23 protein-coding genes are annotated in these 24729 nt (G+C 58.2%); 13 read left to right on the top strand and 10 right to left on the bottom strand.

What is annotated here, in order from left to right; translation table 11 throughout:
- Positions 1 to 58 precede the first annotated feature (58 nt).
- The 4 genes from V6P94_RS21240 to flgA all read right to left on the bottom strand — a co-directional run bounded on the left by V6P94_RS21240 (position 59) and on the right by flgA (position 2663).
- Positions 59 to 799 (bottom strand): flagellar regulator YcgR PilZN domain-containing protein, encoded by a 741-nt coding sequence (locus V6P94_RS21240; RefSeq protein ID WP_338648661.1) that lies wholly within the window; start codon positions 797 to 799, stop codon positions 59 to 61.
- Between the two features lie 96 nt (positions 800 to 895).
- Positions 896 to 1363 carry a flagella synthesis protein FlgN gene (locus V6P94_RS21235; RefSeq protein WP_133077350.1) on the bottom strand — a complete coding sequence of 156 codons (468 nt, stop codon included), beginning with the start codon at positions 1361 to 1363 and terminating at the stop codon, positions 896 to 898.
- Between the two features lie 51 nt (positions 1364 to 1414).
- A complete protein-coding gene (flgM, locus tag V6P94_RS21230; protein ID WP_326397514.1) occupies positions 1415 to 1741 on the bottom strand; it encodes a flagellar biosynthesis anti-sigma factor FlgM in 327 nt (108 codons plus the stop codon).
- A 151-nt stretch (positions 1742 to 1892) separates the two neighbouring features.
- Complete coding sequence (gene flgA, locus V6P94_RS21225; RefSeq protein WP_326427264.1) at positions 1893 to 2663, bottom strand: flagellar basal body P-ring formation chaperone FlgA; 771 nt, start codon at positions 2661 to 2663, stop codon at positions 1893 to 1895.
- A gap of 78 nt (positions 2664 to 2741) precedes the next feature.
- On the opposite strand from flgA, the gene V6P94_RS21220 reads away from it, so the two are divergent.
- From V6P94_RS21220 to flgE, 6 genes are all read left to right on the top strand, one after another.
- Positions 2742 to 3704: a chemotaxis protein CheV gene (locus V6P94_RS21220; protein ID WP_133077352.1), complete on the top strand. Its 963-nt coding sequence runs from the start codon at positions 2742 to 2744 to the stop codon at positions 3702 to 3704.
- A gap of 12 nt (positions 3705 to 3716) precedes the next feature.
- Positions 3717 to 4544, top strand: a complete 828-nt coding sequence (gene cheR / locus V6P94_RS21215; RefSeq protein ID WP_219262053.1) for a protein-glutamate O-methyltransferase CheR — start codon at positions 3717 to 3719, stop codon at positions 4542 to 4544.
- A 314-nt stretch (positions 4545 to 4858) separates the two neighbouring features.
- Positions 4859 to 5266, top strand: a complete 408-nt coding sequence (flgB, locus tag V6P94_RS21210) for a flagellar basal body rod protein FlgB (RefSeq protein WP_133077354.1) — start codon at positions 4859 to 4861, stop codon at positions 5264 to 5266.
- A gap of 3 nt (positions 5267 to 5269) precedes the next feature.
- Positions 5270 to 5713, top strand: coding sequence for a flagellar basal body rod protein FlgC (flgC, locus tag V6P94_RS21205; protein WP_133077355.1), 444 nt, complete (start codon positions 5270 to 5272; stop codon positions 5711 to 5713).
- Between the two features lie 15 nt (positions 5714 to 5728).
- Positions 5729 to 6454, top strand: coding sequence for a flagellar hook assembly protein FlgD (locus tag V6P94_RS21200; protein ID WP_219262054.1), 726 nt, complete (start codon positions 5729 to 5731; stop codon positions 6452 to 6454).
- Between the two features lie 29 nt (positions 6455 to 6483).
- Entirely contained in the window at positions 6484 to 7803 is a 1320-nt protein-coding gene (gene flgE, locus V6P94_RS21195; RefSeq protein ID WP_133077357.1) for a flagellar hook protein FlgE, read from the top strand.
- Positions 7804 to 7936: 133 nt separating this feature from the next.
- Here the strand turns inward: flgE and codA are convergent, their stop codons facing one another.
- The 3 genes from codA to bglX form a co-directional block, all read right to left on the bottom strand.
- On the bottom strand, positions 7937 to 9172 hold the full coding sequence (gene codA / locus V6P94_RS21190; RefSeq protein ID WP_338648660.1) for a cytosine deaminase: 1236 nt from the start codon (positions 9170 to 9172) through the stop codon (positions 7937 to 7939).
- Between the two features lie 170 nt (positions 9173 to 9342).
- Positions 9343 to 12216, bottom strand: a complete 2874-nt coding sequence (locus V6P94_RS21185; RefSeq protein ID WP_133077359.1) for a ribonucleoside-diphosphate reductase subunit alpha — start codon at positions 12214 to 12216, stop codon at positions 9343 to 9345.
- 693 nt (positions 12217 to 12909) lie between these two features.
- A complete protein-coding gene (gene bglX, locus V6P94_RS21180) occupies positions 12910 to 15201 on the bottom strand; it encodes a beta-glucosidase BglX (RefSeq protein ID WP_338648659.1) in 2292 nt (763 codons plus the stop codon).
- A 242-nt stretch (positions 15202 to 15443) separates the two neighbouring features.
- On the opposite strand from bglX, the gene V6P94_RS21175 reads away from it, so the two are divergent.
- The 6 genes from V6P94_RS21175 to V6P94_RS21150 all read left to right on the top strand — a co-directional run bounded on the left by V6P94_RS21175 (position 15444) and on the right by V6P94_RS21150 (position 19930).
- Positions 15444 to 16052 carry a LemA family protein gene (locus V6P94_RS21175; protein ID WP_133077361.1) on the top strand — a complete coding sequence of 203 codons (609 nt, stop codon included), beginning with the start codon at positions 15444 to 15446 and terminating at the stop codon, positions 16050 to 16052.
- Between the two features lie 137 nt (positions 16053 to 16189).
- A complete protein-coding gene (locus V6P94_RS21170) occupies positions 16190 to 16930 on the top strand; it encodes a YgcG family protein (protein WP_133077362.1) in 741 nt (246 codons plus the stop codon).
- Positions 16931 to 16957: 27 nt separating this feature from the next.
- Positions 16958 to 17572: a TPM domain-containing protein gene (locus tag V6P94_RS21165; RefSeq protein WP_133077363.1), complete on the top strand. Its 615-nt coding sequence runs from the start codon at positions 16958 to 16960 to the stop codon at positions 17570 to 17572.
- A gap of 106 nt (positions 17573 to 17678) precedes the next feature.
- Positions 17679 to 18896: an SAM-dependent methyltransferase gene (locus tag V6P94_RS21160; RefSeq protein ID WP_133077364.1), complete on the top strand. Its 1218-nt coding sequence runs from the start codon at positions 17679 to 17681 to the stop codon at positions 18894 to 18896.
- A 116-nt stretch (positions 18897 to 19012) separates the two neighbouring features.
- Positions 19013 to 19594: a DJ-1/PfpI family protein gene (locus V6P94_RS21155; RefSeq protein ID WP_133077365.1), complete on the top strand. Its 582-nt coding sequence runs from the start codon at positions 19013 to 19015 to the stop codon at positions 19592 to 19594.
- Positions 19595 to 19609: 15 nt separating this feature from the next.
- A complete protein-coding gene (locus V6P94_RS21150) occupies positions 19610 to 19930 on the top strand; it encodes a ribbon-helix-helix domain-containing protein (protein WP_133077366.1) in 321 nt (106 codons plus the stop codon).
- 138 nt (positions 19931 to 20068) lie between these two features.
- Here the strand turns inward: V6P94_RS21150 and V6P94_RS21145 are convergent, their stop codons facing one another.
- The 3 genes from V6P94_RS21145 to V6P94_RS21135 form a co-directional block, all read right to left on the bottom strand.
- Positions 20069 to 22615 (bottom strand): TonB-dependent hemoglobin/transferrin/lactoferrin family receptor, encoded by a 2547-nt coding sequence (locus tag V6P94_RS21145; RefSeq protein ID WP_338648658.1) that lies wholly within the window; start codon positions 22613 to 22615, stop codon positions 20069 to 20071.
- Between the two features lie 120 nt (positions 22616 to 22735).
- Positions 22736 to 23677, bottom strand: coding sequence for a FecR domain-containing protein (locus V6P94_RS21140; protein WP_338648657.1), 942 nt, complete (start codon positions 23675 to 23677; stop codon positions 22736 to 22738).
- Entirely contained in the window at positions 23674 to 24213 is a 540-nt protein-coding gene (locus V6P94_RS21135) for an RNA polymerase sigma factor (RefSeq protein ID WP_133077369.1), read from the bottom strand. The genes V6P94_RS21140 and V6P94_RS21135 overlap by 4 nt, the downstream gene beginning before the upstream one ends.
- A 172-nt stretch (positions 24214 to 24385) precedes the next feature.
- On the opposite strand from V6P94_RS21135, the gene V6P94_RS21130 reads away from it, so the two are divergent.
- Complete coding sequence (locus V6P94_RS21130) at positions 24386 to 24718, top strand: YegP family protein (protein ID WP_133077370.1); 333 nt, start codon at positions 24386 to 24388, stop codon at positions 24716 to 24718.
- Positions 24719 to 24729: the final 11 nt, after the last annotated feature.

The following is a 24729-nucleotide window of genomic DNA, read 5'->3' as shown; positions in this document are numbered from 1 at the left end:
TGGGAGCGGGCTTGCTCGCGAAGGCAGCTCCCACAGGATGTGCAGGGTTCACTCACGTTCAGTAATCGTCGTCTTTATCAAACTGGCGCGCTTCGCGTTGCAGTTGATACACAAAACGTTCGACCTGACGCTGTACGGCGCCGCTGATGTTGTGAAAGCGCATGCCGGCAAAGGTAATGCTCAGCCGCTCTTCAAAGTGCAGGTAACGCAACTCGACCGGGGTGGACATCAGGCCAAACGGCAGGTCGGCGCTGAAGCGCTCATACACCTGACCCAGTTGCATGCCCTGGCCGATATCACCCTCAAAACGCAATTTGCAGCCCGTTGCAGAAACGTCCAGCAACTTGCCTTTGATCGGGGTTTTGAGTTTTTCACCCGCGACCTCCACGCTGACCAGATTGGCCAGCCGCAGGGCCGCACGAAATGCGTTGCGCCGCTGGTGGTAAACCACTTCGCGGGGTAGCGCACCGCGATAGCAGCGGTGATCCTTGCTGTCATCAAGGGTCAGCGGCGTGGTGCACTCCCAGGCAATGCGCACGCCATCGTGGAAACCCTCAACCCGAAACGGTATGCCAGCCTCAAGAAAGCGCTCGCCGTCACGGGGGATCATTTCGTCCAGCGCCATGGTGTTGCGCTCACGGTCTATATCCACCACATAGCTTTGGAAGCGCTGGGTGCGATCCTGGAAAGTGATGATCAGCGGGTCATGGCTCTCTTGCAGCATCCGCAGGTTGGAGGCAATTTCCAAAGGGGTGGTCAGCACCTTTGGCGGTTGCGGAGCATCTTGGGCGTCGAACACGGTTGATCAATCTCCAGACAAAATACAGCGACATGCAAAAAAGAGGCATTCTGCCATTATGGTGCGTGTCTCGCTACAGGCTGCGGATGCGCAGGCTCAAGCCTGGCTGTAGGCGCGATGCTTGTTGAGCATCGAAGTGGTGCCGCGGGCGTCATACAACGAGGGGGCTTCGCCGCCATGAAGAATGCGCAGCTGGTTGGCGGTGATTGCCTGCTGGGTCTGGATCGACTGTCCATTGAGCAGGTTCGCAGCCTGGCATTGGGCCAGTAACTGGTTCAGCACATCGCTTTGGCTGAGCAGTTGCGCGCCTACGCTTGAGTGGCTGGCAAGGCTTTCGAGGCCGCTGCGGTTGGTGGCCAGGCCAAGGGCCGCGAGAATCTCGCTGCGCTTGCGGCCATGTTGCTCCAGCAAAATGATCAACGACTGTTTGCGCGCCAGAATGTTTTCCAGCACCTGCATGTCGCGGCCTTTCAGGGCAATGGACTCGTCTTGCAGCAGGCCGAGCAGTTGTTCGGCGGGGGCCAGGTCATCATTGATCAGTTGCAGTAAATTTTCGTCGTGCATAACGGGCTCTGGGAGTTAAGCGTCCAAAAGCCTGGCACAGGCCATGTGGGCCTAGCGCTGGGCTTCCATGTTGAGCAGTTTGCTGGCGACCCGGTTGCTGTCGACTTTGTAGCTGCCCTCGGCGATGGCCTGTTTAAGCTCGGCCACCCGATTTTTGTCGACAACAGGTTGGTCACGCAACGAGTCGCTGATCTTCTGCAACTGCTGAGCCTCTTGGCTGAGGTGTACAGATTCCCCGCTAGGGGCGCTGGCGCTGGTTTGCTCAGGGCCTTTAGCCGGGGCCGCTTGCGTGGCGCTGCCTGCTTCCTGATTTGCATTGCTGCGCGTACTGCCGGTTAAGGGCGGCGCGCTGCCAAGACGACTGAAGTCGATGACCATAACGATAAACCTCTGGGTATTTGGACGCTTGCCATGTTTTCGGCCATACCCGGAAAAACTTTAGGCTCGATTAATCATAGCTTCACACAGAACTGTACTGATCTGCGTCAAACCACAGTGTAGGAAAGTCCGGAGACTGATGCCAACTTTCCTACAATGCCACCTCAACTTGACCGGGTGCTGTCACTCGGGCCCGGATCACACGCTTGGAGTTCAGGTTCTTGACTCGTATCTGCTCGCTGAGGCCTCCGTCTGACAGGGCTTCGCCGGGCATTTTGACACTTAACGTACCGCTACGGGCGCTGATGACCACATGGTCGCCCTTGCGCACGGTGGCAACCTGTTCCAGGTGCGTGAGGGTCAGTACCTGATCGGTGATCATGGGCCGCAGCAGCTTTTGACCCACTGCCAGTTCAGTCGCCGTCAGGTAGCCCTGATTGATCAGGCTGATATCCCGCTCGCGCAAGGTGACATCGGCATAGTCGATCACCATGCCGCGCTTGAGCGGGTGATTGACGATGACCACGTCACGGAACAGTTTGACCTGGGCTGGAACGAAGATAGTCCAGGGCGAGCCCCCTTCGCAGCGCACGCGCACGATCACCCGGCCCATGGGTTGTGCCGGGCTTTCGAGGGTTGCTGTCAATTCCTTGTCGCAATGAGCCAGTCGCAGACGGGGGTCAAGGTTGTTGACCTGGATCTGATATCGCCCCTCGGTCTGGCTGGTTGCCAGGTAGTCTTCAACGGTGAATTCAAGAAAGCCCTGGGTCACGCCGATAAGCTGATCAGGCGATGTAAACGCATCAGCCTGGGTATGAGTGCCCAGGCCAAGCAGGGTGCCAGCCGCCAGGACGCTCAGACAGCTGCGGCGCAGGGTCTGGAGGAAGGGCCGGTGGCAGGAAATTGTCGTTTTTGCGTTCATGGCCGATAAAAAAGCAAGCCCCGTGCCGTTTACCGGGAAGTGCGTGATGAAACTTGAAGTTTTTAAGAGGAGCTGAGAATGGCCGGGATGATGGATGCGGTTAACCAGCGCACTCAGCTGGTCGGGCAAAATCGCCTGGAGCTGTTGTTGTTTCGTCTGGATGGACCACAGCTTTACGGGATCAATGTGTTCAAGGTCAGGGAGGTGCTGCAATGCCCGAAACTGACCTTGATTCCCAAGTCTCATCCCGTGGTATGTGGTGTGGCGAGCATTCGAGGCGCGACCATCCCGATTCTCGATCTGGCCATGGCCACCGGGGCGGGGGCCCTGAAAGATCAAAGCAGCCCGTTTGTGATCATCACCGAGTACAACACCAAGACTCAGGGCTTTCTGGTTCGCTCGGTTGAACGCATCGTGAACATGAACTGGGAAGAGATCCATCCGCCGCCCAAGGGCACGGGTAACGACCATTACTTGACGGCCGTCACCCGGCTGGACGATCAACTGGTCGAAATCATCGATGTCGAGAAGGTACTGGCAGAAGTCTCGCCATCACCTGAAACCATCACCCACGGTGTAGTGGATGTCGAAACCCGGAGCAAGGCACTGTCATTGCGGGTGCTGACCGTCGACGATTCGTCGGTGGCACGCAAGCAGGTAGCCCGTTGCCTGCAAACGGTAGGCGTTGAAGTGGTGTCGTTGAATGATGGCCGTCAGGCGCTGGACTACCTGCGCAAGCTGGTGGAGGAGGGCAAGGACCCGTCTGAAGAATTTCTGATGATGATCTCGGATATCGAGATGCCGGAAATGGACGGCTACACCCTGACTGCTGAAATCCGTAACGATCCGCGGATGCAAAAGCTGCACATCATTCTGCATACTTCGTTATCCGGGGTATTCAATCAGGCTATGGTGAAAAAGGTCGGTGCCGATGACTTTTTGGCCAAGTTCCGACCTGATGACCTGGCATCCCGGGTAGTTGACCGGATAAAAGCAGCAGACCATAGCCAGGGCTCACCCCTGGCGGTCAAATCGATTTAAGAGGCAGGACATTTGTCGACGGCTAATTTGGATTTTGAACAGTTCCGGGTCTTCCTGGAAAAAGCCTGTGGCATTTTGCTGGGTGAAAACAAGCAGTACCTCGTCTCCAGCCGGCTTAACAAGCTGATGGAGCAGCAAGGTATCAAGTCCCTGGGCGAGCTGATTCAGCGTATCCAGAGCCAGCCGCGCAGCGGGCTGCGCGAACTGGTGGTCGATGCGATGACCACCAACGAAACCTTGTGGTTTCGCGACACCTACCCCTTCGAAGTATTGAAGAACAAGGTGCTGCCCGAGCAAATCAAGGCCAGTCCTGGCCAGCGTTTGCGAATCTGGTCGGCGGCCTGTTCTTCGGGGCAGGAGCCGTACTCGTTGTCGATGGCCATTGACGAGTTTGAGCGCAGCAACCTTGGGCAGTTGAAAGCGGGGGTGCAGATTTTTGCCACCGACCTGTCGGCCCAGATGCTCAATACCTGTAAAACCGGCGAATACGACAACCTTGCGATTGGCCGGGGCCTGTCGCCAGAACGCTTGCAGCGCTATTTCGATCCCAAGGGGCCGGGGCGCTGGGTGCTCAAGACGCCGATCAAGAATCGGGTCGAGTTCCGCTCCTTCAACCTGCTGGACAGTTACGCAGGGTTTGGCAAATTCGACATCGTGTTTTGCCGCAACGTGTTGATCTACTTCTCGGCAGAAGTGAAAAAAGACATTCTGCTGCGTATCCACAGCACCTTGAAACCGGGTGGCTATTTGTTTTTGGGCGCCTCTGAAGCCCTCAACGGCTTGCCGGATCACTACCAGATGGTCCAATGCAGCCCGGGAATCATCTACCAGGCCAAATAGACCTCTATCCGTAGTCGCTGCCGCAGGCTGCGAAGGGTTGCGCAGCAACCCGTTTCCCGAGATCAGTGCAAAACCTTTTCAAGGGCCTGCGGCCCTTATCGCAGCCTTCGGCAGCGACTACAAAAAACCTGCTCCAAGCGGCAGAAAAGCGGCAGTCAGCGGTCAACCGTTGCCGCTTTTCTGGCATTGCCGCTGTCCGCAACCCGGCAAACCCTTGAAATACGGGGCTGTAAAAACTGGCACGGGGTTTGCTCTATCCCTGTCATGTAAAACCTGAATCACATTCTCAGGTCAGCCCACAAAGGTTTTCCGACATGAGCATCAGCTTCGATAAAGCGCTCGGTATCCATGAGCAAGCCCTGGGCTTTCGCGCTCAGCGTGCCGAGGTACTGGCCAACAACATCGCCAACGCCGACACCCCGAACTACAAGGCTCGGGATCTGGACTTTGCCTCTGTGCTCGCGGCACAGAGCGACAAAAACCAGAACGGCGCCTTTGCGTTGAACAAGACCAACACTCGCCATATCGAAGCCCAGGGCCTGAGCAGTGGCGACGAGTCGCTGCTGTACCGCACCCCGATGCAGCCCTCGATCGACCAGAACACCGTGGATGCTCAGTTGGAGCAATCGAACTACGCAGAGAATGCGGTCAACTTCCAGGCCAGCTTCACCCTGCTCAACAGCAAATTCAAAGGGCTGATGTCGGCCCTGCGTGGGGAGTAATCCATGTCTCTATCCAGTGTTTTCAATATTGCCGGTAGTGGCATGAGCGCCCAGACCACGCGCCTGAACACCGTGGCCAGCAACATCGCCAACGCCGACACCGTGTCTTCGAGCATCGACCAGACCTACCGTGCTCGTCACCCGGTATTTGCCACTATGTTTCAGGGCGCGCAAAGCACCACCGGCGACTCGCTGTTCCAGAATCAGGACGGTGCAGGCCAAGGTGTGCAGGTGCTGGGCGTGGTTGAGGACCAAAGCGAGCTTCAGGCCCGTTACGAACCTAACCATCCTTCTGCAGACGCCAAGGGCTATGTGTACTACCCCAACGTCAATGTGGTTGAAGAAATGGCTGACATGATTTCTGCCAGCCGTTCGTTCCAGACCAACGCCGAGCTGATGAATACCGCCAAAACCATGATGCAGAAGGTCCTGACCCTCGGTCAGTGATAAGGGGCGACGCAAATGAGTGTGACCGATTCCACCAGCGGCATGACCCTTAACCAGGTGCTTGCCAACTCCGCCCAGGCCAAGACCACCGATACCAGTCTGGCGGCGGCCTCGAAGGCTGCGTCCGGGAACACGGCGCTGGGCAAGGATGCGTTCCTGCAACTGCTGGTTACCCAACTGAAAAACCAGAACCCGCTGGACCCGCAGGACAACACTGCGTTCGTCGCGCAACTGGCCCAGTTCAGCAGCCTGGAAGGCATCACCACGCTCAACGATACGGTCACTTCGCTCTCGGGCAACTTCCAGTCTTCGCAAGCCTTGCAGGCCTCGTCGCTGGTGGGGCGCTCGGTGATTGTGCAAACCGGTGAGGCCTATGTGGACCCCGCCAGCGAAAAGCCATTCAACGGCACCGTGGTGGTCCAGGACGCCAACTCCAATCCCGTGATCAGCATTACCAATGCGGACGGTGAAGTGGTCCGCACGATCGACATGGGCACCCAGAAGGCCGGTAACGCGGGCTTTACCTGGGATGGCAAGGACGACGAAGGCGTGCTGCTGGACAAGGGCTCGTACACCTTCACCGCATCAAGCAAAACCGACACCGGCACGACGGCGCTCACCACCTACCTGCCAGCCACGGTTAACAGCGTGACCCTGAGCAAGACCGGTGGCGAAATCATGCTCAACCTCGCAGGCCTGGGCAGCATTGGCATATCCAAAGTCCAGACCATTGGCCTCTAAGCCGACTCATACGCCTCAAGGAGAGAAACATGTCATTCAATATCGGCCTTAGCGGCCTCTATGCGGCGAACAAGCAGCTCGACGTGACCGGCAACAACATCGCCAACGCTGCGACCACCGGCTTCAAATCTTCGCGGGCAGAGTTTGCCGACATCTACTCGGCCAACAAGCTGGGGATCGGCAGCAAGACCATCGGCAGTGGCGTGAACCTGGCAGCGGTTTCGCAAAACTTTGGTCAAGGTGCAGTCAACAACACCGGCAACCTTCTGGACATGGGGATTCAGGGCAGCGGCTTCTTCGTGCTGAGCGACAACGGCTCCTTGAGCTACACCCGTGCCGGTACGTTCAAGTCCGATAAAGACGGTTATGTGACCAGCTCTGATGGCACTGCGCGCTTGCAGGGTTATGGCGTGGATGCCAACGGCAATATCGTCAATGGCGTGCTGACCGACCTGCGTATCGACACCTCGAACCTGGCGCCCAAGCCTACAGGTTCGGTCACGTCCGAGATCAACTTGAACTCCAGCGCCGATGCGATCGATCAGGCCAAGGTCCCGTTCGATCCGACCGTCTCCACCAGCTACACCAAAAAATTCAGCACCACGGTCTATGACACCCAGGGCAACGCGCACCCGATGGACCAGTACATGGTCAAGACCGGTGGCAACAACTGGAGCGTCTATACCCTGATCGATGGCCGCAACCCGGATGGCACCTTGCCAACAGGCGAGAATGCCACGGCACCAGTGCCTTCAACCATGGCGTTTGATTCGGCCGGTGCGTTGACCAAGGTGACGCAGCCAGGCGCGGCTGATGACCAGGCTGAAAACACCCTGGTTGTCAGTGGCTGGAAGCCGGGCGCCATGATCAATGGCGAATGGAAAGACAACGGTGCGGCGTCCAAAGCGGGTGGCATCGTGATCAACATGGCCAAAACCACCCAGTACAACACCGATACTTCCCGTAACCCGCCCACCCAGGACGGCTATGCCACCGGCCAGATCAACAACCTGACCATCGATGGTTCGGGCGTGATGTTCGCCAACTTCAGCAACAACCAGAGCCGCGCCATCGGCCAGATTTCCCTGGCCAGCTTTACCAACGAGCAAGGCTTGCAGCCGGTGGGTGGCACCGCCTGGAAAGAAACCTATTCCTCGGGTGTGGCCGGTTACGACGCGCCGAAAATTGGCAGCCTGGGCGCCATCCAGTCCAACTCCCTGGAAGACTCCAACGTCAACCTGACCAGCGAACTGGTGGACCTGATCAAGGCGCAGAGCAACTACCAGGCCAACGCCAAAACCATCTCGACCCAAAGCACCATCATGCAGACCATTATTCAGATGACGTAATGGCGGGTCGCGGGAGGGTATGCCCGTCACCATTGTGGGAGCGGGCTTGCTCGCGATAGCAGCAGCGCGGTCTGGCAAGTGACCGCGTTGTCAGCATCGCAGGAAAGCCAGCTCCTACCCAAAGCGCGCAGGTTCAGGTGAACTCAACCCGCTCCGGCACTCGGGTCATCAGTACCTTGCCTCCACGAATCGAGACCCGCGCCTTGGCCTGGCGGCGCACCGCTTCGTAGTCGTTCTCGGCATCCAGCACCAGCAGATTTGCCGGACGGCCCACCGCAATGCCGTACCGCTCGCCCAGGTCGAGGGTGCGTGCGCTGTTGTCAGTGACCAGATCCAGGCAGCGCGCCAGGTCTTCAAAGCCCATCATGTGGCAGATATGCAAGCCGGCATCCAGCACCCGCAGGATGTTGCCGTTGCCCAATGGATACCAAGGGTCCTTGATCGAGTCCTGGCCGAAGCACACGTTCATCCCGGCCCGATCCAGTTCGCCAACCCGTGTCACGCCGCGACGTTTAGGGAAGCTGTCGAAGCGGCCCTGCAAGTGGATGCTTTCGGTCGGGCACGAGACGAAGTTGATGCCCGAAGCCTTGAGCAGGCGGAACAGTTTCGAGCAGTAGGCGTTGTCGTAAGAGCCCATGGCCGTGGTGTGGCTGGCGGTTACCCGGCTGCCCATACCGCGTACGCGGGCCTCTTCGGCCAGCACTTCAAGAAAGCGCGAATGGGGATCGTCGGTTTCGTCGCAGTGCACATCCACCAGGCAGCCGGTGCGCTCGGCCAGGTCCATCAAGAATTTGATTGAACTGACCCCTTGCTCCCGGGTGTTTTCAAAGTGCGGAATGCCGCCGACCACATCAGCGCCCAACTCCACGGCCAGGGTCATCAGCGCGCGCCCTGCGGCGTACGACTCGATACCTTCCTGCGGAAACGCAACGATTTGCAGGTCAACCAGATGCCGGGCCTCTTCGCGCACTTCAATCATCGCCCGCAGTGCGGCCAGGGTTGGATCGGTCACATCGACATGGGTGCGCACGTGCTGAATGCCATGCTCGGCCAGCATGCGCAGAGTGGTGTGGGCACGCTGCTTGGTATCTTCGTGGGTGATGGTTTCCTTGCGCTGTGCCCAGCGCTCGATGCCTTCGAACAGGGTGCCGCTCACATTCCACTCGGGCTGGCCCGCGGTCAGGGCTGCATCCAGATGGATATGGGGTTCAACCAGAGGGGCGATTAACAGTTGGTCGCGGGCATCGATATCACCGTTTTGCACGGGCACAGTGCCTTGCTGCAACGTGATGGCGCCGATGCGCTCGCCTTCGCAACTGACCGTGAACAGGCCGGGTGTTTTACGCAACGTGGCATTGATGATGTTCATGGGGCGTCCTGTTGTTGAATTCTGCAACCTGCAATGTAGTCGCTGACGAGGCAGGCAGGGGATTCCCGTCGTTTAATCGCGCAAAAAACAAAACCCCCGTTAAACCCAACTGTTACCAGGGTTTAACGGGGGTTTTTGGTCAGGCGGTTTGACCCGCCTGCCCGCTCAGCTTATTGGCAAGCTTCGCAATCCGGCTCGTCAATCGCGCAAGCCTTTGGTACCGGTGCTGGACCGGCAGGGGCTGCAGCGACGTCTTCGCTGTTGTTGCCGTTCGACACGGCGTTGAGCTTGCCCGTGTTGACGGTGGACTTCTCGGTGCTGGTCGCGGCCAGGGCACGGAGGTAGTAAGTGGTTTTCAGACCACGGTACCAGGCCATGCGGTAGGTCACGTCCAGCTTCTTGCCCGAAGCGCCAGCGATGTACAGGTTCAGCGACTGAGCCTGGTCGATCCACTTCTGACGGCGGCTGGCGGCGTCAACGATCCACTTGGTATCGACTTCAAACGCGGTGGCATACAGCTCTTTGAGCTCTTGCGGGATGCGTTCGATCTGCTGCACGGAACCGTCGTAGTACTTCAGGTCGTTGATCATGACCGAGTCCCACAGATCGCGCGCCTTGAGGTCGCGAACCAGGTACGGGTTGATCACGGTGAATTCGCCCGAGAGGTTCGATTTCACGTAGAGGTTCTGGTAGGTCGGTTCGATCGACTGCGATACGCCAGTGATGTTGGCGATGGTGGCGGTCGGTGCGATGGCCATGATGTTGGAGTTACGAATGCCTTTTTGTACACGGGCACGAACCGGTGCCCAGTCCAGGGATTCGTTCAGGTCAACGTCGATGTACTTCTGGCCACGCTGCTCGATCAGGATCTGTTGCGAGTCCAGGGGCAGGATGCCTTTGGACCACAGCGAACCCTGGAACGTCTCGTAAGCGCCGCGCTCGTCTGCCAGGTCGCAAGAAGCCTGGATTGCGTAGTAGCTGACCGCTTCCATCGACTTGTCTGCAAATTCCACGGCTGCTTGCGAAGCGTACGGAATGTGCTGCAGGTACAGAGCGTCCTGGAAGCCCATGATCCCCAGACCCACTGGACGGTGCTTGAGGTTCGAGTTGCGTGCTTGCGGCACCGAGTAGTAGTTGATGTCGATCACGTTATCGAGCATGCGAACGGCTACGTCGATGGTGCGCTTGAGCTTGTCGGTGTCCAGCTTGCCGTTGACGATGTGGTTCGGCAGGTTGATCGAGCCCAGGTTGCAAACGGCGATTTCGTCCTTGTTGGTGTTCAAGGTGATCTCGGTGCACAGGTTCGAGCTGTGGACCACGCCCACGTGCTGCTGCGGGCTGCGCAGGTTGCACGGGTCTTTGAACGTCAGCCACGGGTGGCCGGTTTCAAACAGCATGGACAGCATTTTGCGCCACAGGTCTTTGGCCTGGATGGTCTTGAACAGCTTGATCTTGCCCGGGTACTGGGACAGCGCTTCGTAGTACTCGTAACGCTCTTCGAAGGCCTTGCCGGTCAGGTCGTGCAGGTCCGGTACTTCGGATGGCGAGAACAGGGTCCACGGGCCGTCATCGAAGACACGCTTCATGAACAGGTCAGGGATCCAGTTGGCGGTGTTCATGTCGTGGGTACGACGACGATCATCACCGGTGTTCTTGCGCAGCTCGATGAACTCTTCGATGTCCATGTGCCAGGTTTCCAGGTAGGCACACACAGCGCCTTTGCGCTTGCCACCCTGGTTAACGGCCACAGCGGTGTCGTTCACGACCTTGAGGAACGGAACCACGCCCTGGGATTTGCCGTTGGTGCCCTTGATCCACGAACCCAGTGCACGTACTGGCGTCCAGTCGTTGCCCAGGCCACCGGCGAATTTGGACAACATGGCGTTGTCGTGAATCGCGTGGTAAATGCCCGACAGGTCATCCGGCACGGTGGTCAGGTAGCAGCTGGACAGCTGCGGACGCTGGGTACCGGCGTTGAACAGGGTCGGAGTCGACGACATGTAGTCGAAGGACGACAGCAAGTTGTAGAACTCGATGGCGCGGTCTTCTTTTTGCTTCTCTTCGATTGCCAGGCCCATGGCCACGCGCATGAAGAAGATCTGCGGCAGTTCGAAACGCACGCCATCGTGGTGGATGAAGTAACGGTCGTACAGGGTTTGCAGGCCCAGGTAGGTGAACTGCTGATCGCGCTCGTGGTTGATCGCCTTGCCCAGTTTTTCCAGGTCGAAGGTGGCCAGCACAGGGTTCAGCAGGTCGAACTCGATACCCTTGGCGATGTAGGCAGGCAGGGCCTTGGCGTACAGGTCAGCCATCTCGTGGTGGGTGGCGCTGTCAGCTACTTTCAGGAAGCTCAGGCCTTCGGCACGCAGGGTGTCCATCAGCAGGCGAGCGGTCACGAACGAGTAGTTGGGCTCGCGCTCTACCAGGGTGCGGGCGGTCATCACCAGGGCGGTGTTGACGTCGCTCAGCGCTACGCCGTCGTAGAGGTTTTTCAGGGTTTCGCGCTGGATCAGGTCGCCGTCAACTTCTTCCAGACCTTCGCAGGCCTCGGTGACGATGGTGTTCAGGCGGCCCATGTCCAGGGGTGCAAAAGTACCGTCGGCAAGGGTGATGCGGATCGACGGGTGAGCATTCACGGCGTCTTGGGCCGGAGCGCGGATGGCGCGTTCCTTGGAGCGGGCGTCACGGTAGATCACATAGTCGCGAGCCACTTTTTGCTCGCCGGCGCGCATCAGGGCCAGTTCAACCTGGTCCTGGATTTCTTCGATGTGGATGGTGCCACCCGATGGCATGCGACGCTTGAAGGTCGCGGTGACTTGTTCGGTCAGGCGCGCAACAGTGTCGTGAATGCGGGACGAGGCAGCAGCGTTGCCGCCCTCAACTGCGAGAAACGCCTTGGTGATGGCAACGGTGATCTTGTCATCGGTGTAAGGAACCACAGCCCCGTTACGTTTGATCACGCGCAGTTGGCCTGGCGCGGTCGCAGACAGATCCAGATTTGAATCGGAACCCTGCGAGTTCTCGCGAGTTGTATCGGTTTGCATGGGGGGTGTCTCCACATTCTCTATGTTTGTTTGGGCGCCTTTTGGGTGCCCACCGTTACGTCCTGAAGCACTACAACCGGTGATGAGCCGGGCATAACAACTTCGGGACGTACAGAAGGGGGGTTGAGCCGCTTCCGTGCCGAAGTCTTGATTCACGCAGACCGCGTGAAACCGTATTCCTGTTGGATGACAGTATTTTTACTGCAACACCCGGGCCGCTTTCCGACATTTACGTTGGAAAGCGGTTGCCATCCGCATGAGCGGTTTGGTCTTTAAAATCGTGTTTGGTTCACCAGGCAGGCGCGAGAAAAGGGCTTGAAATTCTCGTCTGAGTTGTGCTTGGTCTTTTTGCTTAAAACCCTACATATGGGGTTTTTTGGCTGGATAGATACAAGATATGCGTTTTGCCGAGTCTCTGCAACGTAGGATCTTGGCTTGAATCCATGCTCGATTTGTGTATGAAAGTATAAAAAACGGCGTAGGCCCCACAGGCTCTGCATCAGACCGTTTGTCACCAATTTTTACCGGATTAAACTGTGCGTGCTGAATTTTGAGGGCGCGAACCCTACCATAAAAAACAGCGCTGTCCGAACGCATTTTCAGGCGGGTGCAAAGATAGGAAAGGTCAAGGGGATATTGCTACGAAGAAGCACCGGGAAGGTCAGGGCAGACCTTCCCGGTCATTGAGCGAAATTACAGCAATTGGAAGCTGTTTTGCTGGACGTTTTGCGAATCGAGGCCGATCTGCACGTTGAATTCACCCGGTTCTGCGGCGTACTTCAATTGTGCGTTATAGAACTTCAAGTCGTTCTCGTCGATGTTGAACTGCACCACCTTTTCCTCGTCAGGCTGGAGCATGATCTTCTGGAAGTTTTTCAGTTCCTTGAGCGGACGGCTCATGGACGCGGTGACGTCCTGGATATACAGCTGAACCACTGTTTCGCCAGCACGCTTGCCGGTGTTTTTGACGGTCACGCTGGCCGTCAGGGTGGCACCCGGCTTCAAGGTCTTGGCCGACAGGCTGACATCCGACAGGCTGAAGTCGGTGTAGCTCAGGCCATAGCCAAACGGGTACAGCGGGCTGTTGGGCTCATCGAAATACTGCGAGGTGTAGTTGCCCGGCTTGCCCGGCGTGAACGGTCGGCCAATGCTCAGGTGGCTGTAATAAGTCGGAATCTGACCAACCGAGCGCGGGAAGGTAATCGGCAATTTGCCGGACGGGTTGTAGTCACCGAACAGCACGTCAGCGATTGCATTACCGCCTTCGGTGCCGCTGAACCAGGTTTCCAGCACTGCGTCGGCCTGTTGCTGTTGTACATCAATCGACAGCGGCCGGCCGTTCATCAATACCAGCACCAACGGCTTGCCCGTAGCCTTGAGCGCTGTAATCAGGGCGCGCTGGCTGGCAGGAATGTCGAGGTTGGTGCGGCTTGATGATTCGTGGGACATGCCCCGCGACTCGCCCACCACGGCAACCACCACATCTGCCTGCTGTGCTGCCTTGACCGCTTCGTCAATCATCACCTGCGCCGGGCGCGGATCATTGACCACTTCGGGTGCATCGAAGTTGAGGAAGTTGAGGTAGTCGACGATTTTCTGGTCGTCAGTGATGTTGGCGCCACGGGCATAGATCAAGTTGCCCTGTTCGCCGAGTGCGTTGCGCATGCCGTCGTATACGGTGACAGATTGTGCTGGCTGACCGGCCGCCGCCCAACTGCCCATGATGTCAATCGGGGCCTTGGCCAGCGGGCCAACCAGCGCGATGCGCGCCTCTTTTTTCAGCGGCAGGGTTTCAGACTGGTTTTTCAGCAGCACCAGGCTCTTGCGCGCCACTTCACGGGCTTCGCTGCGATGCAGGCGACTGTCGGCCTTGGTATCGACCGGATCATCTTCAGCCTTGCCGATCCGCAGGTACGGGTCGCCAAACAGGCCCATGTCGTATTTGGCGCCAAGCACCTCACGCACCGCGTTATCCAGATCGCTTTGCGGCACTTCGCCGGACTTGAGCAGGCCGGGCAACTCCTCACCGTAGGCCTTGTCGTTCATGCTCATGTCGATACCGGCCTTGATCGCCAGCTTGGCGGCCTCCCGGCTGTCCTTGGCCACACCATGCTTGATCAACTCGATGATTGCGCCGTGGTCGCTGACAGCAACGCCTTTAAAGCCCCAGTCCTTGCGCAGCAAATCCTGCATCAGCCACATGTTCGAGGTGGCCGGTATGCCATTGATCGAGTTCAGGGCCACCATCACGCTGCCGGCGCCGGCTTCAATCGCTGCATGGTAGGGCGGCAGATAGTCCTGGAACATGCGTGTCGGGCTCATGTCCACCGTGTTGTAGTCCCGGCCGCCTTCCACTGCGCCATACAGGGCGAAGTGTTTGACGCTGGCCATGATGTTGCCGGGCAGGGCCGGTGACGCGCCCTGATAGGCCTGCACCATGACCCTGGCGATGCGCGAGACCAGGTAAGTGTCTTCACCAAAGCCCTCGGAGGTACGGCCCCAGCGCGGGTCGCGGGCGATATCCACCATGGGTGCGAAGGTCAGGTCGATACTGTCGGCGCTGGCTTCCTTGGCGGCCACGCGACCGCTCAGGCCGATGGCATCCATGTCCCAGCTGGAGGCCAGGGCCAGGCTGATCGGGAAAATAGTGCGATGGCCATGGATCACGTCGTACGCAAAAAACATCGGGATCTTCAGACGGCTGCGCATGGCAGCGTCTTGCATCGGGCGGTTTTCGTCACGGCTGATGGAGTTGAAGGTGCCACCGATACGGCCTGCGGCGATTTCCTTGCGGATCATCTCGCGGGGCATTTCCGGGCCGATGCTGATCAGGCGTAATTGGCCGATCTTTTCATCGACGGTCATTTTCTTCAGCAGGTCAGCGACGAACACGTCTTTATGCGGGAGCGGGGCCGCAGGGGTTTGAGCCCACACGGTGTGACTGGCCAGGCTGATGACAATGCCCAGCAAACACATTTTTCTCATTGGATTCTTCTGCGCAGCCGCTCACTTGAAGCGAGGGAAGCCCACGCTTGTGCAGCGATATTGTTCTGGGGAGGTATCAGGAGTACTCGAATTAAAGAATTGACCTACCTTTAGAACGGAGTATTCCTGAATGGTAGGCAGTCTTTTAGCTGATTCGCCGCGTGCAATCCAGTATTGCCGGGAGTTTTTAGGCGTGGTGTGTGGTCAATAACCAAATGTCGTTATTTCGGAGCGTCACAAGCATGGGAATACAAAACGTTAGAGTTGTGGGCTGGAAAGTGATCGCCCTGCTGGCCTTGAGCAGCCTGCTGGCGGGGTGCGGGATCAACACCATTCCGACCCTGGACGAGCAGGTCAAGGCGGCCTGGTCGCAAGTGCAGAACCAGTATCAGCGTCGCTCGGACCTGATCCCCAACCTGGTCGAAACGGTCAAGGGCGCGGCCAAGCAGGAGCAAGCCACCTTGACGGCGGTGATTGAGGCGCGGGCCAAGGCGACCTCGATCCAGGTCGATGCCAGCACCCTGAACAATCCCGAAAAACTCAAGCAGTTCCAGGAAGCGCAGAACCAGCTGACGGGAGCCTTGAGCCGATTGATGGTGGTGTCCGAGCGTTACCCGGACCTCAAGTCGAACCAGAACTTCCTCTCGCTGCAGTCACAACTTGAAGGCACGGAAAACCGCATCAGCGTGGCCCGTCGCGACTTTATCCTTGCGGTAGAGCGCTACAACACTGAAATCCGCACCTTTCCGGGGCGTTTGTGGCATGCGGTGATGTACAGCGACCTGCCAGTACGCTCGACCTTTGAAGCCACCACCCCGGACGCCGACAAAGCGCCTGAAGTGAAGTTCTAATTGCTTGTGTGATGTTGTAGTCGCTGCCGCAGGCTGCGAAGGTTTGCGGAGCAAACCGTTTCCTCAAAGACCCTGCGAACCCCTTCGCAGCCTGCGGCAGCGACTACAAGAGTCCGGGCTTTAATATCGAGGTAGCGATGCGCTTATCAAGACCGGGGCTTGGCCTGTTGCTGTGGCTCTTTATAGCCACGGCCCAGGCACTGACCTTTCCCGCGCTCAGCGGGCGGGTGGTGGATGACGGGCAAATGCTTGATCCCGCCACTCGCCAGCAATTGACGCAAACCCTGCAAGCCCACGAAAAAGCCACCGGCGAGCAAGTGGTGGTGGTCACGGTGCCCGACCTGCAAGGCACCCCGATTGAAGACTTCGGCTACCAGTTGGGTCGCGCCTGGGGCATCGGCCAAAAGGACAAAAACAACGGCGCCTTGCTGATCGTGGCCCGTGACGACCGCAAGTTGCGCATCGAGGTCGGCTATGGCCTGGAAGATCGGCTCACTGACGCCCAGTCCTCTGTGATCATCAATCAGGTCATCACTCCGGCCTTCAAGGCAGGGAACTACAACCAGGGGATCAGCGACGGTGTCGGCGCCATCCTGCAGGTATTGGGCGGTGCTCCCTTGGCCGAACCGGCCTACGCCACCGGGCAGGGCGGCGGCAATGATTTCATGGCTGAGCACCCGGGCGTGGTTGTGCTGCTATTTATACTGTTTGTGCTGATTGTCGCTGCCTGCCAGTTCCTGGGCATCTGCCACTCGGGCGGTGGCGGTGGTTCGCGCTCGGGCGGTTTTGGGGGTGGCGGGTTCGGAGGAGGCGGTGGCGGAGGTTTTCGCGGCGGCGGTGGCAGCTTTGGCGGCGGCGGGGCCTCAGGCGGCTGGTAATTCATTTTTCAACGAGTATCGAGACTTATGGCTTTATTAACTCCAGAGCAACAGCGGCAGGTCGAAGAAGCCGTCACCCGTGCCGAATTGCACACCGACGCCGAAATCGTCACCGTGCTGGCTCCCCGTGCCGACGACTACAGCTACATCCCCTTGCTGTGGGCCAGCCTCATCGCCCTGGTGGTGCCCGCTGTGGTGCACTTTTTAAACAGCGGGCTGACGACTTACACGCTGCTGATGCTGCAGTGGGCCAGCTTTGTCTTCCTTAGTCTGATCTTTCGCCTCCCGGCCATCACCACCCGGCTCATTCCGCCCCGTGTGCGGCACTGGCGCGCGAGTAATCTGGCCCGACGCCAGTTTCTCGAACAGAAACTGCATCACACGGCGGGGCGCACCGGCGTGCTGATTTTTGTCAGTGAGGCTGAGCGTTATGTCGAAATCCTGGTAGACGAAGGCATCTCGCGTCATCTGGACAACAGCGACTGGGGTACCATCGTTAACGACTTCGTGCGGCGCGTGGCGCTGGGGCATACGGCAGAGGGCTTTATTACCTGCATCGATGCCTGTGCCGAAGTGCTCAAACAGCATGTGCCCAAGACGCAGACACGTAATCAATTACCGAATCGGTTGGTGATGTTGTAATTGCCGCTGTCTGAAATAACTCCGTGCCCCCGGCGGCCAACACGCCTAAAATGGCCGCCATTCGTTTTTTGATTTCCCCTCCTGCACCCCCGAGGCACCTTTTTCAATGTCAGTGACTGCTACCACCGCCGCGTCTGTGCCGGATCATCGTGCGCAATTTTTGAGCCTGCTGGAAACCGGCCTGGCCCAGAACTCCTTTATCAAGCTGGTCCTGGCCAAGTACGTGGGTGCTGAAGCCGAGCTGCAGCGGATCATCATCAAGCAGGTCACGGTCAAGGATCAGGCCTGCCTGTCGTTTGTGTATCGCTACAAAACCCGTGACATCACCAAGAACTTCCCGCTGCAAGAGGGCGTGGCCAACATTGCCGAGCTGCTGCCGGAAGCGTTCAAGAACGCACATTTGTTGACCCTGACCGACGAAGTGCAGCTGGAATACAGCAAAAAAGGCAAAAGCTCGCTGTTCAAAGGCAAAAGCCAGCAAGAGCGGGAAGTGCCGTCGGCCGAGCACAACCGTGAAAAGAACCGCTTTGTGGATCTGACTCGGCCGTTTCTGGCTGATCTGGGCGTGACCAACAAGCAGCAAGAACTGATCCCGGCGATGTCGCGCAAGTGGAAGCAGATCAACAAGTTTATCGAGGTGTTTTCCCACGCCCTAAGTAACTCGCCCCTCAAGCTGGATCAACCGGTCAAGGTGGTGGATTTTGGTTCGGGCAAGGGTTATCTGACGTTTGCCATCCACGATTACCTGCGCCACAGCCTGCAAGCCGAAGGCCTGGTGACCGGGGTTGAGTTGCGCGAAGACATGGTCACGCTGTGCAACAACGCCGCTCAGCGCCTCGAACATCCGGGCCTGACGTTCCAGCATGGTGATGTGCGCAGTTTTGCGCCGACCCCGATCGACGTAATGATCGCGCTGCATGCCTGCGACATTGCCACCGACTACGCCATCCATATGGGGATTCGCTCCGGGGCTGCGATCATCATGTGTTCGCCGTGCTGCCATAAGCAGATCCGCCTGCAAATCCAGAGCCCGGCATTGCTCAAGCCGATGCTGCAATACGGCCTGCACCTGGGCCAGCAGGCCGAAATGGTCACTGACAGCTTGCGCGCACTGTTCCTGGAAGCCTGCGGTTATGAAACCAAGGTGTTTGAGTTCATCTCCCTGGAGCACACCAACAAAAACAAGATGATCCTCGCGGTCAAGCGCGCCGAGCCGCTTGATCCGGCTCAGCTGTTGGTGAAAATCCAGGAGCTCAAGGCGTTCTACAACATCCAGGAACACTGTCTTGAAACGCTGCTGCAGGCCGATGGCTTGCTGAAATAAGCCTGTAAGTTGCGTCTGGCGGGTACGTAGTACTTGGCTATTACCCGCTTGGGCGCTGAGGGGTTACTTTGGCTACTCTTACTGGCCCAAGGTCTTACCCCACAGGAGCACGCACCATGGCAGCGAAAAAAATTCTGATGCTGGTCGGCGATTACGTCGAAGACTACGAAGTGATGGTGCCGTTTCAGGCGCTGTTGATGGTCGGTCATCACGTGCACGCCGTGTGCCCGGGTAAGACCTCTGGCCAAACCGTGCGTACCGCCATCCACGACTTCGAGGGCGACCAGACCTACAGCGAAAAACCCGGCCATCTGTTTGCCCTGAATTTCGATTTCGACAAGGTTAAAGCCAGCGATTACGACGCTCTGCTCGTGCCGGGTGGTCGTGCACCGGAATACCTGCGCTTGAACGAAAAGGTTCTTGAACTGGTTCGTGATTTCGACACGGCGGGCAAGCCGATTGCGGCGGTGTGCCATGGTGCGCAACTGCTGGCGGCGGCGGGCACGCTTGAAGGACGTGAATGCAGTGCTTATCCGGCGTGTGCACCGGAAGTGCGTCTGGCGGGCGGTACGTATATCGACATCGACGTGACCAAGGCCCATGTACAGGGCAACCTGGCTACCGCTCCTGCCTGGCCGGCACATCCTGCATGGCTTGCGGCGTTTCTGGGCTTGTTGGGCACCAAGATCACTTTGTAGGAAGGAGGCGTGACCATGTGTGAACTGTATGTAAAAGCCGATCCGATTCTTTACGAGTCACGTTCGCGCTCATTGCGTATTTGCGGCGTGGTCACGACGTTGCGCCTGGAAAACCAGTTCTGGGACATTCTCAGTGAAATCGCCGAAGCAGACGGCATGACCACCAACCAATTGGTGGCCAAGCTGTATGAAGAGGTCATGGATTATCGCGGCGAAGTGGTCAACTTTGCCTCGTTCCTGCGCGTGAGTTGCACCCGCTACTTGAGCCAGCGCCGGGTGCAGGCGCCGGAGTTGAGTGTGGTAGCACGTCACAGTAACCGCTCTCTCCCGCAATAGCGCTTGCGGGTGTGAGCGGCACACACCTGTGGGAGCCGGGCTTGCCCGCGATGGCGTCGACGCGGTGGGCCAGATACACCGTGCAGGCCGAATCGCGAGCAAGCCCGCTCCCACAGAGGGTTTGCCGGATCAGCCAACTCAGAAGAACCGCGTTACGCTGACCTTGGCATTGCGGCCCTGGCTGTAGGCGTTATCGCCGCTGAGCATCGGGCGAAAGCTGTTATTGAACATATTGTCCAGGGTGAAGTTGACCTCGGTGCCCTTGAGGTACGGCTGTTGCGGCTTCCAGTTGGCAAACAGGCCCTGCACGTTGTAGCCGTCGTTGTTGTAGTGATCCCAGTAACGGTCACCCAGAACGCTGATCGGGCTGCTGTAGTAATCGTCGCTCGGTCTGCGGTCTGTTTTACGCACCCATTCTCCCTTCCAGCCAACGCGAGCATCCAGGCTCGGTATTTTGGTGCCCAGTACGGCAATCCATTTTGGTGCAGGCACGTCTCGGGCCCAGACGTTGGGGCCCCACGGGTTGGTGTAGGCGCCTTCGTGTTTACCCGTCATCCATGCGTACGACAGTGAGCCGAACACGTAGGTGGACTCGTAAAAGCTCTCAACCTCAAACCCTTTGATCGTCACACTGCCAATATTGCGGTAGTTGGGCATATTGGGGCCGCAGGCTGTGCTCATGCTGACATCGACTGTTTGTGCGGCACAGCCCACACCTGTGGCTTTGAAAATCTCGTCGTCGACGGTGTTGTGGAACAGGGTGGTGCGCACCAGGGCGTGGTCGCTGTCGCCGAAAATCTGATCAAACGTGGTGATGTTTCCCCCGCGCCAGCCGGTGATGCGCTCGGGATCCAGGCTCCGGCTGCTGGAGGTGCGGCTGCCAGTGCCCTGGACTTCGTATTGCTCGTCGATCACCGGGGCGCGCCAGGTCTTGCTGTAGTTAACGAACAAGGCTGTTTTCGGGGTAATTGTCCAGAAGGCCGACAGGCGAGGCGACCAGCCAGTGTAGGTTTTGTCGCTGTAGTCGTGACCCAGTTCCGGATGGTTGTAAAAGGGCGCGTCGTTTTCCTGACCGCGATTGCGCACATGGTCGTAACGCATGGACGGGGTCAAGGTGAAGTCGCCCCAAGTGATGGCGTCCTGAAGGTAGACGCTGTTGGTATTGACCTTGCCCCGTGGCATGAAGTTGGGTTGGTAGTGGCCGTAATTGTACTTCTCTGTTTCGTAATTCCCGCCTGGCATCCACATGTCCACATCACGCTGATGTCTGCGAAATTGCACGCCGGTGGTCACGGCATGGTCCAGCGGGCCGGTGGCAAACAGGCTGATGTTTTCGATCTGCAGCATGTCATCGGTGTAGCCGGTTTCCATCTTGCGCCCGCCGGTGGTGGGCTGGGTGTGGGCCTGTTCGCTGCGCTTGTCGGTTTGTTCGGTGTTGGAGTGGGAGTACTTGACCTCAAGGTCTACCAGGGGGTTGTCCAGAGGCTCGTATTTGTATTGGGTCGACCAGGTGGTGTCGATGGTTGAGCGGTTGGACAGGTATCGTCGGGAGGCAATGTCATAGCCATATTTGGCAATGTTGGCCTTGCTGGGTGGCTCCGGATAGCTGACAGCCGAGAAGGGCACCCACAGGTCATTGTTCGCCCGTGAGTAAGACATGCCGACGCGGTGTTCGTCATTGAGTCTCAGGTTGAGCTTGAGCAGTTGCGCGTCCAGATCCTGGGCGGTGTTGGGCAGGCGCTTGGGATTGACCGGGTACAGGTTTTTCGGATCGGGCATCGTGTCGGCCAGCTTCATGTTGTCGCCGTCGCGTTTGGTGTAGTACACCAGTGCATCGGCGCGGCCATCTTCGGTGCGGCCGTACGCGGCACCGCTGTAAACCTGTTGATGATCATTGCTGCTGTAGCCGTACTTGAGCATGGCGCCAACGTCTTTGCCGTCTTCGAGCAAGTCCGGGGCATCTTTGGTTTCCATGTGTACGACGCCGGCAAAACCACCATTGCCGGTGTGTATGTCATGGGGGCCTTTTTCTACTTCAAGGCGCTTGATCAGCTCGGGCTCGATAAAAATCGTGCCCTGTTTGTAGCGCTCAAAGCCGCTTTTGGTCGCGCCATCCACCGTCATTTGAACGTCTTCGGCTTCGCCCATGCCCCAGATATTGATGGTCTGACCGCCAGGCTTGAGCGATCCGCCGAGGTTGATGCCCGGCAGTGTGGCCAGCAGGCTGGGGATGTTGTTGGCCTGATACTGATTGATCTGGGTTTGGGTCATGGTCGATTTGCCGACGCTGCTGGAGTCGACCTCGTTGCCATTACCCACGACGCTGACTGCGCCGAGTTCAAGGCTGTTGCTGGTGGTGGTGCCGTCTTCCCGAGGCCGGACAACGTAGGTGCGGTCGACCTGGATCAAGCTGAAGTCGGTGCCCTTGAGCAGTAGCTGGATGGCCTGTTGTGGTGTGAAGTCGCCTTTGAGCGCGGGGGCTTTTATGTTGCGTAGCAGGGCTTCGTCAAACAGCAGCTGGATTTTCGCTTGCTGTGCCACCTCACTCAGTGAGCTGGCCAGCGATTGTGCCGGCAGCTGCAACTGGAACGACTGGGCATGGGCTTGCAGGCTGATCGCCAGGCAAGCCGCCGCCAGTGTCGGGCGCGCGTAAACGTGCGAGAAGTGATGTGGTGTGCGAAACATGAAATCCCCCGGTGTGGCAACAAAGGCCAAAAAGACATGCGTTAGCAACGCAGACCGGAGGAAGACGCGACAGCCTGAAAAAACCACATATGCGAATGCAAAATATTCGCATATGTTTTTTTAGCGAGGTTCGATGCGGATGATTCCGTTGTCCAGCAGCACGTTTTTTACCGGGATCAACGCGGGAAGGGCCTTGACCAGTGCCAGTGGATCGCGGGTGTCCAGGTTGCCGGAGACCTTGTAGCGAGCGAGGGGGCCATCGGCAAGCTGGATGACGCCGGGGCGGTACAGGTCCAGCTCGTCCACCAGGCTGGCCAGTTCGCGATTGCGAAAGGACAGGTGCCCGCTGCGCCAGTCCGCCACTTCATCAGGGCCCAGGTTTTGCTCTTGCAGTGAGTGCCTGGCGTAGTCGTAGGTGGCGCGTTGCTGAGCGCCAAGCAGGGTTGAAGAGGTGGCATCGGGGGTAAACGCAACCTGGCCATGGGCGACACTGACCACCAATTGGCGTGAGCTGCGCCGGACATCGAATCCGGTGCCGACTACCCGGATGCGCGCATCGCCAGCATGCACCACCAGTGGTTGCTCTTTATTGGCCGCTACGTCGATATAGAACTGGCCCTGATCCAGATATATATCGCGTTGTTGTGCGCTGAATTCGAGGCGTACCCGGGTGTTGGCATTGACATTCAAGGTGCTGCCGTCAGGCAGTGATACCGTGCGCCCGCCTTGGGCCGAGGTGCTCACGTGCTGCTGGTGCAGGGCCACTGGGGCTCCCAGGTTCAGCGCAAAGACGGCGCACAGGACGGCGGCCGCGGTGGCCAGCGCTGCGTTGAATCGCCGGGGGCGCACGGGAAGCGTTACGGGACGGTTTACCCGTTCAAGTTCGCCCAGATCAGCCCACAGGGATTGGAATTCGGCATAGGCCTGTGCATGGGCCGGGTTGGCATGCCACCTGTTGAATTGCTCTCGGCTGGATGGGTCGCGCTCGTTACGATTGCGCGAAAACCAATGGGCCGCCTGTTCATCGATGCTCTCGTGCCCGGCTTCTTGAAAAGGACTCATTTTGGCTGCTCCTTGCCGCTGTCCCGTTGTAGATGTTGCTTGCAGTGCAGTAAGGCCAGGGCAATGTGCTTTTCGACCATGCTCACGGAAATCCCCATGCGTGCGGCAATCTGTGCCTGACTCAAGCCTTCAAAACGGTGCAGCATAAGGGCTTCGCGGCGCCTGGGCGAGAGTTCTGCAAGCACGCTTTTGAGCTGCTCAAGGCGCTGCTGACGCTGGGCCGCGGCCATCGGGTCATCCCTCTCATCACTTAAGGGTTCGGCTTCACTCTCGGCGTGCTCGCCGTGCACGGCTTGTCGTACTTGCTGGCGCCGCCAGTGGTCGCGCAACAGATTGCGCGCCATCTGAAATAAAAAAGCCCGTGGCTGCTCGACCTTGGCCCGGTCCTGATAACCCAGCCATTGGGTGAAAACATCCTGGGTCATGTCGGCTGCATCGCTGGTGTTGTCGGTGCGCTTGCGCAGAAAGTGCAGAATTTGCGTATAGAACTCGCGAAAGTGATCGGCCGCGGGCGGGTCGGGTTTAAGGCCTGACATGAAGATCCTTGTGAACACAGCGATGCAAATAAGTCGCGAATGGTATCGATAACCATTGCTATTTGTCTCGTTGAAAATGCGTGTCCCGTTCATTCCTGTCGATAAATGGATAAATAGCCTGTGGGGTCTTTACTGAATAAGCGCAGGCACCCTTATTTTCAGGAGAAAGGCTATGTCGGGTTGGTACGAATTGAGCAAGACCAGCAGCGGGCAGTTTCGTTTTGTATTGAAAGCGGCGAATGCCGAAACGATATTGGTCAGTGAGCAGTACACCACGCTCGCGGCGGCCAAGGCCGGGATTGCCTCGGTTCAGGCCAACAGCCCGCTGGATGAGCGCTACGAGAAAAAAGCGGCCAAGGATGGCAAGCCCTACTTCAATCTGAAGGCGGCCAATCACCAGGTCATTGGTACCAGTGAGTTGTACAGCTCAGAGGCCGCGCGGGACAAAGGCATTGCCAGTGTCAAACACAACGGCCCGACGACGGTGATCAAAGAGAAGCTCTGAGGGACGTGGTG

Source organism: Pseudomonas sp. ML2-2023-3, assembly GCF_037055275.1.
GTDB lineage: Bacteria > Pseudomonadota > Gammaproteobacteria > Pseudomonadales > Pseudomonadaceae > Aquipseudomonas.
The sequence above is the reverse complement of the archived record's forward strand: the minus strand, read 5'-3'. Positions and strand labels throughout refer to the sequence as shown.

Coding starts and splice junctions, on each gene's coding strand:
- V6P94_RS21140 (WP_338648657.1), bottom strand. CDS start 23,677: ATGAGTCCTTTTCAAGAAGCCGGGCACGAGAGCATCGATGAACAGGCG.
- V6P94_RS21135 (WP_133077369.1), bottom strand. CDS start 24,213: ATGTCAGGCCTTAAACCCGACCCGCCCGCGGCCGATCACTTTCGCGAG.
- V6P94_RS21220 (WP_133077352.1), top strand. CDS start 2,742: ATGGCCGGGATGATGGATGCGGTTAACCAGCGCACTCAGCTGGTCGGG.
- V6P94_RS21200 (WP_219262054.1), top strand. CDS start 5,729: ATGAGTGTGACCGATTCCACCAGCGGCATGACCCTTAACCAGGTGCTT.
- V6P94_RS21150 (WP_133077366.1), top strand. CDS start 19,610: ATGTGTGAACTGTATGTAAAAGCCGATCCGATTCTTTACGAGTCACGT.
- flgA (WP_326427264.1), bottom strand. CDS start 2,663: ATGAACGCAAAAACGACAATTTCCTGCCACCGGCCCTTCCTCCAGACC.
- V6P94_RS21160 (WP_133077364.1), top strand. CDS start 17,679: ATGTCAGTGACTGCTACCACCGCCGCGTCTGTGCCGGATCATCGTGCG.
- V6P94_RS21170 (WP_133077362.1), top strand. CDS start 16,190: ATGCGCTTATCAAGACCGGGGCTTGGCCTGTTGCTGTGGCTCTTTATA.
- V6P94_RS21145 (WP_338648658.1), bottom strand. CDS start 22,615: ATGTTTCGCACACCACATCACTTCTCGCACGTTTACGCGCGCCCGACA.
- flgM (WP_326397514.1), bottom strand. CDS start 1,741: ATGGTCATCGACTTCAGTCGTCTTGGCAGCGCGCCGCCCTTAACCGGC.
- codA (WP_338648660.1), bottom strand. CDS start 9,172: ATGAACATCATCAATGCCACGTTGCGTAAAACACCCGGCCTGTTCACG.
- flgB (WP_133077354.1), top strand. CDS start 4,859: ATGAGCATCAGCTTCGATAAAGCGCTCGGTATCCATGAGCAAGCCCTG.
- V6P94_RS21130 (WP_133077370.1), top strand. CDS start 24,386: ATGTCGGGTTGGTACGAATTGAGCAAGACCAGCAGCGGGCAGTTTCGT.
- V6P94_RS21185 (WP_133077359.1), bottom strand. CDS start 12,216: ATGCAAACCGATACAACTCGCGAGAACTCGCAGGGTTCCGATTCAAAT.
- bglX (WP_338648659.1), bottom strand. CDS start 15,201: ATGAGAAAAATGTGTTTGCTGGGCATTGTCATCAGCCTGGCCAGTCAC.
- V6P94_RS21155 (WP_133077365.1), top strand. CDS start 19,013: ATGGCAGCGAAAAAAATTCTGATGCTGGTCGGCGATTACGTCGAAGAC.
- V6P94_RS21175 (WP_133077361.1), top strand. CDS start 15,444: ATGGGAATACAAAACGTTAGAGTTGTGGGCTGGAAAGTGATCGCCCTG.
- flgE (WP_133077357.1), top strand. CDS start 6,484: ATGTCATTCAATATCGGCCTTAGCGGCCTCTATGCGGCGAACAAGCAG.
- V6P94_RS21165 (WP_133077363.1), top strand. CDS start 16,958: ATGGCTTTATTAACTCCAGAGCAACAGCGGCAGGTCGAAGAAGCCGTC.
- flgC (WP_133077355.1), top strand. CDS start 5,270: ATGTCTCTATCCAGTGTTTTCAATATTGCCGGTAGTGGCATGAGCGCC.
- V6P94_RS21235 (WP_133077350.1), bottom strand. CDS start 1,363: ATGCACGACGAAAATTTACTGCAACTGATCAATGATGACCTGGCCCCC.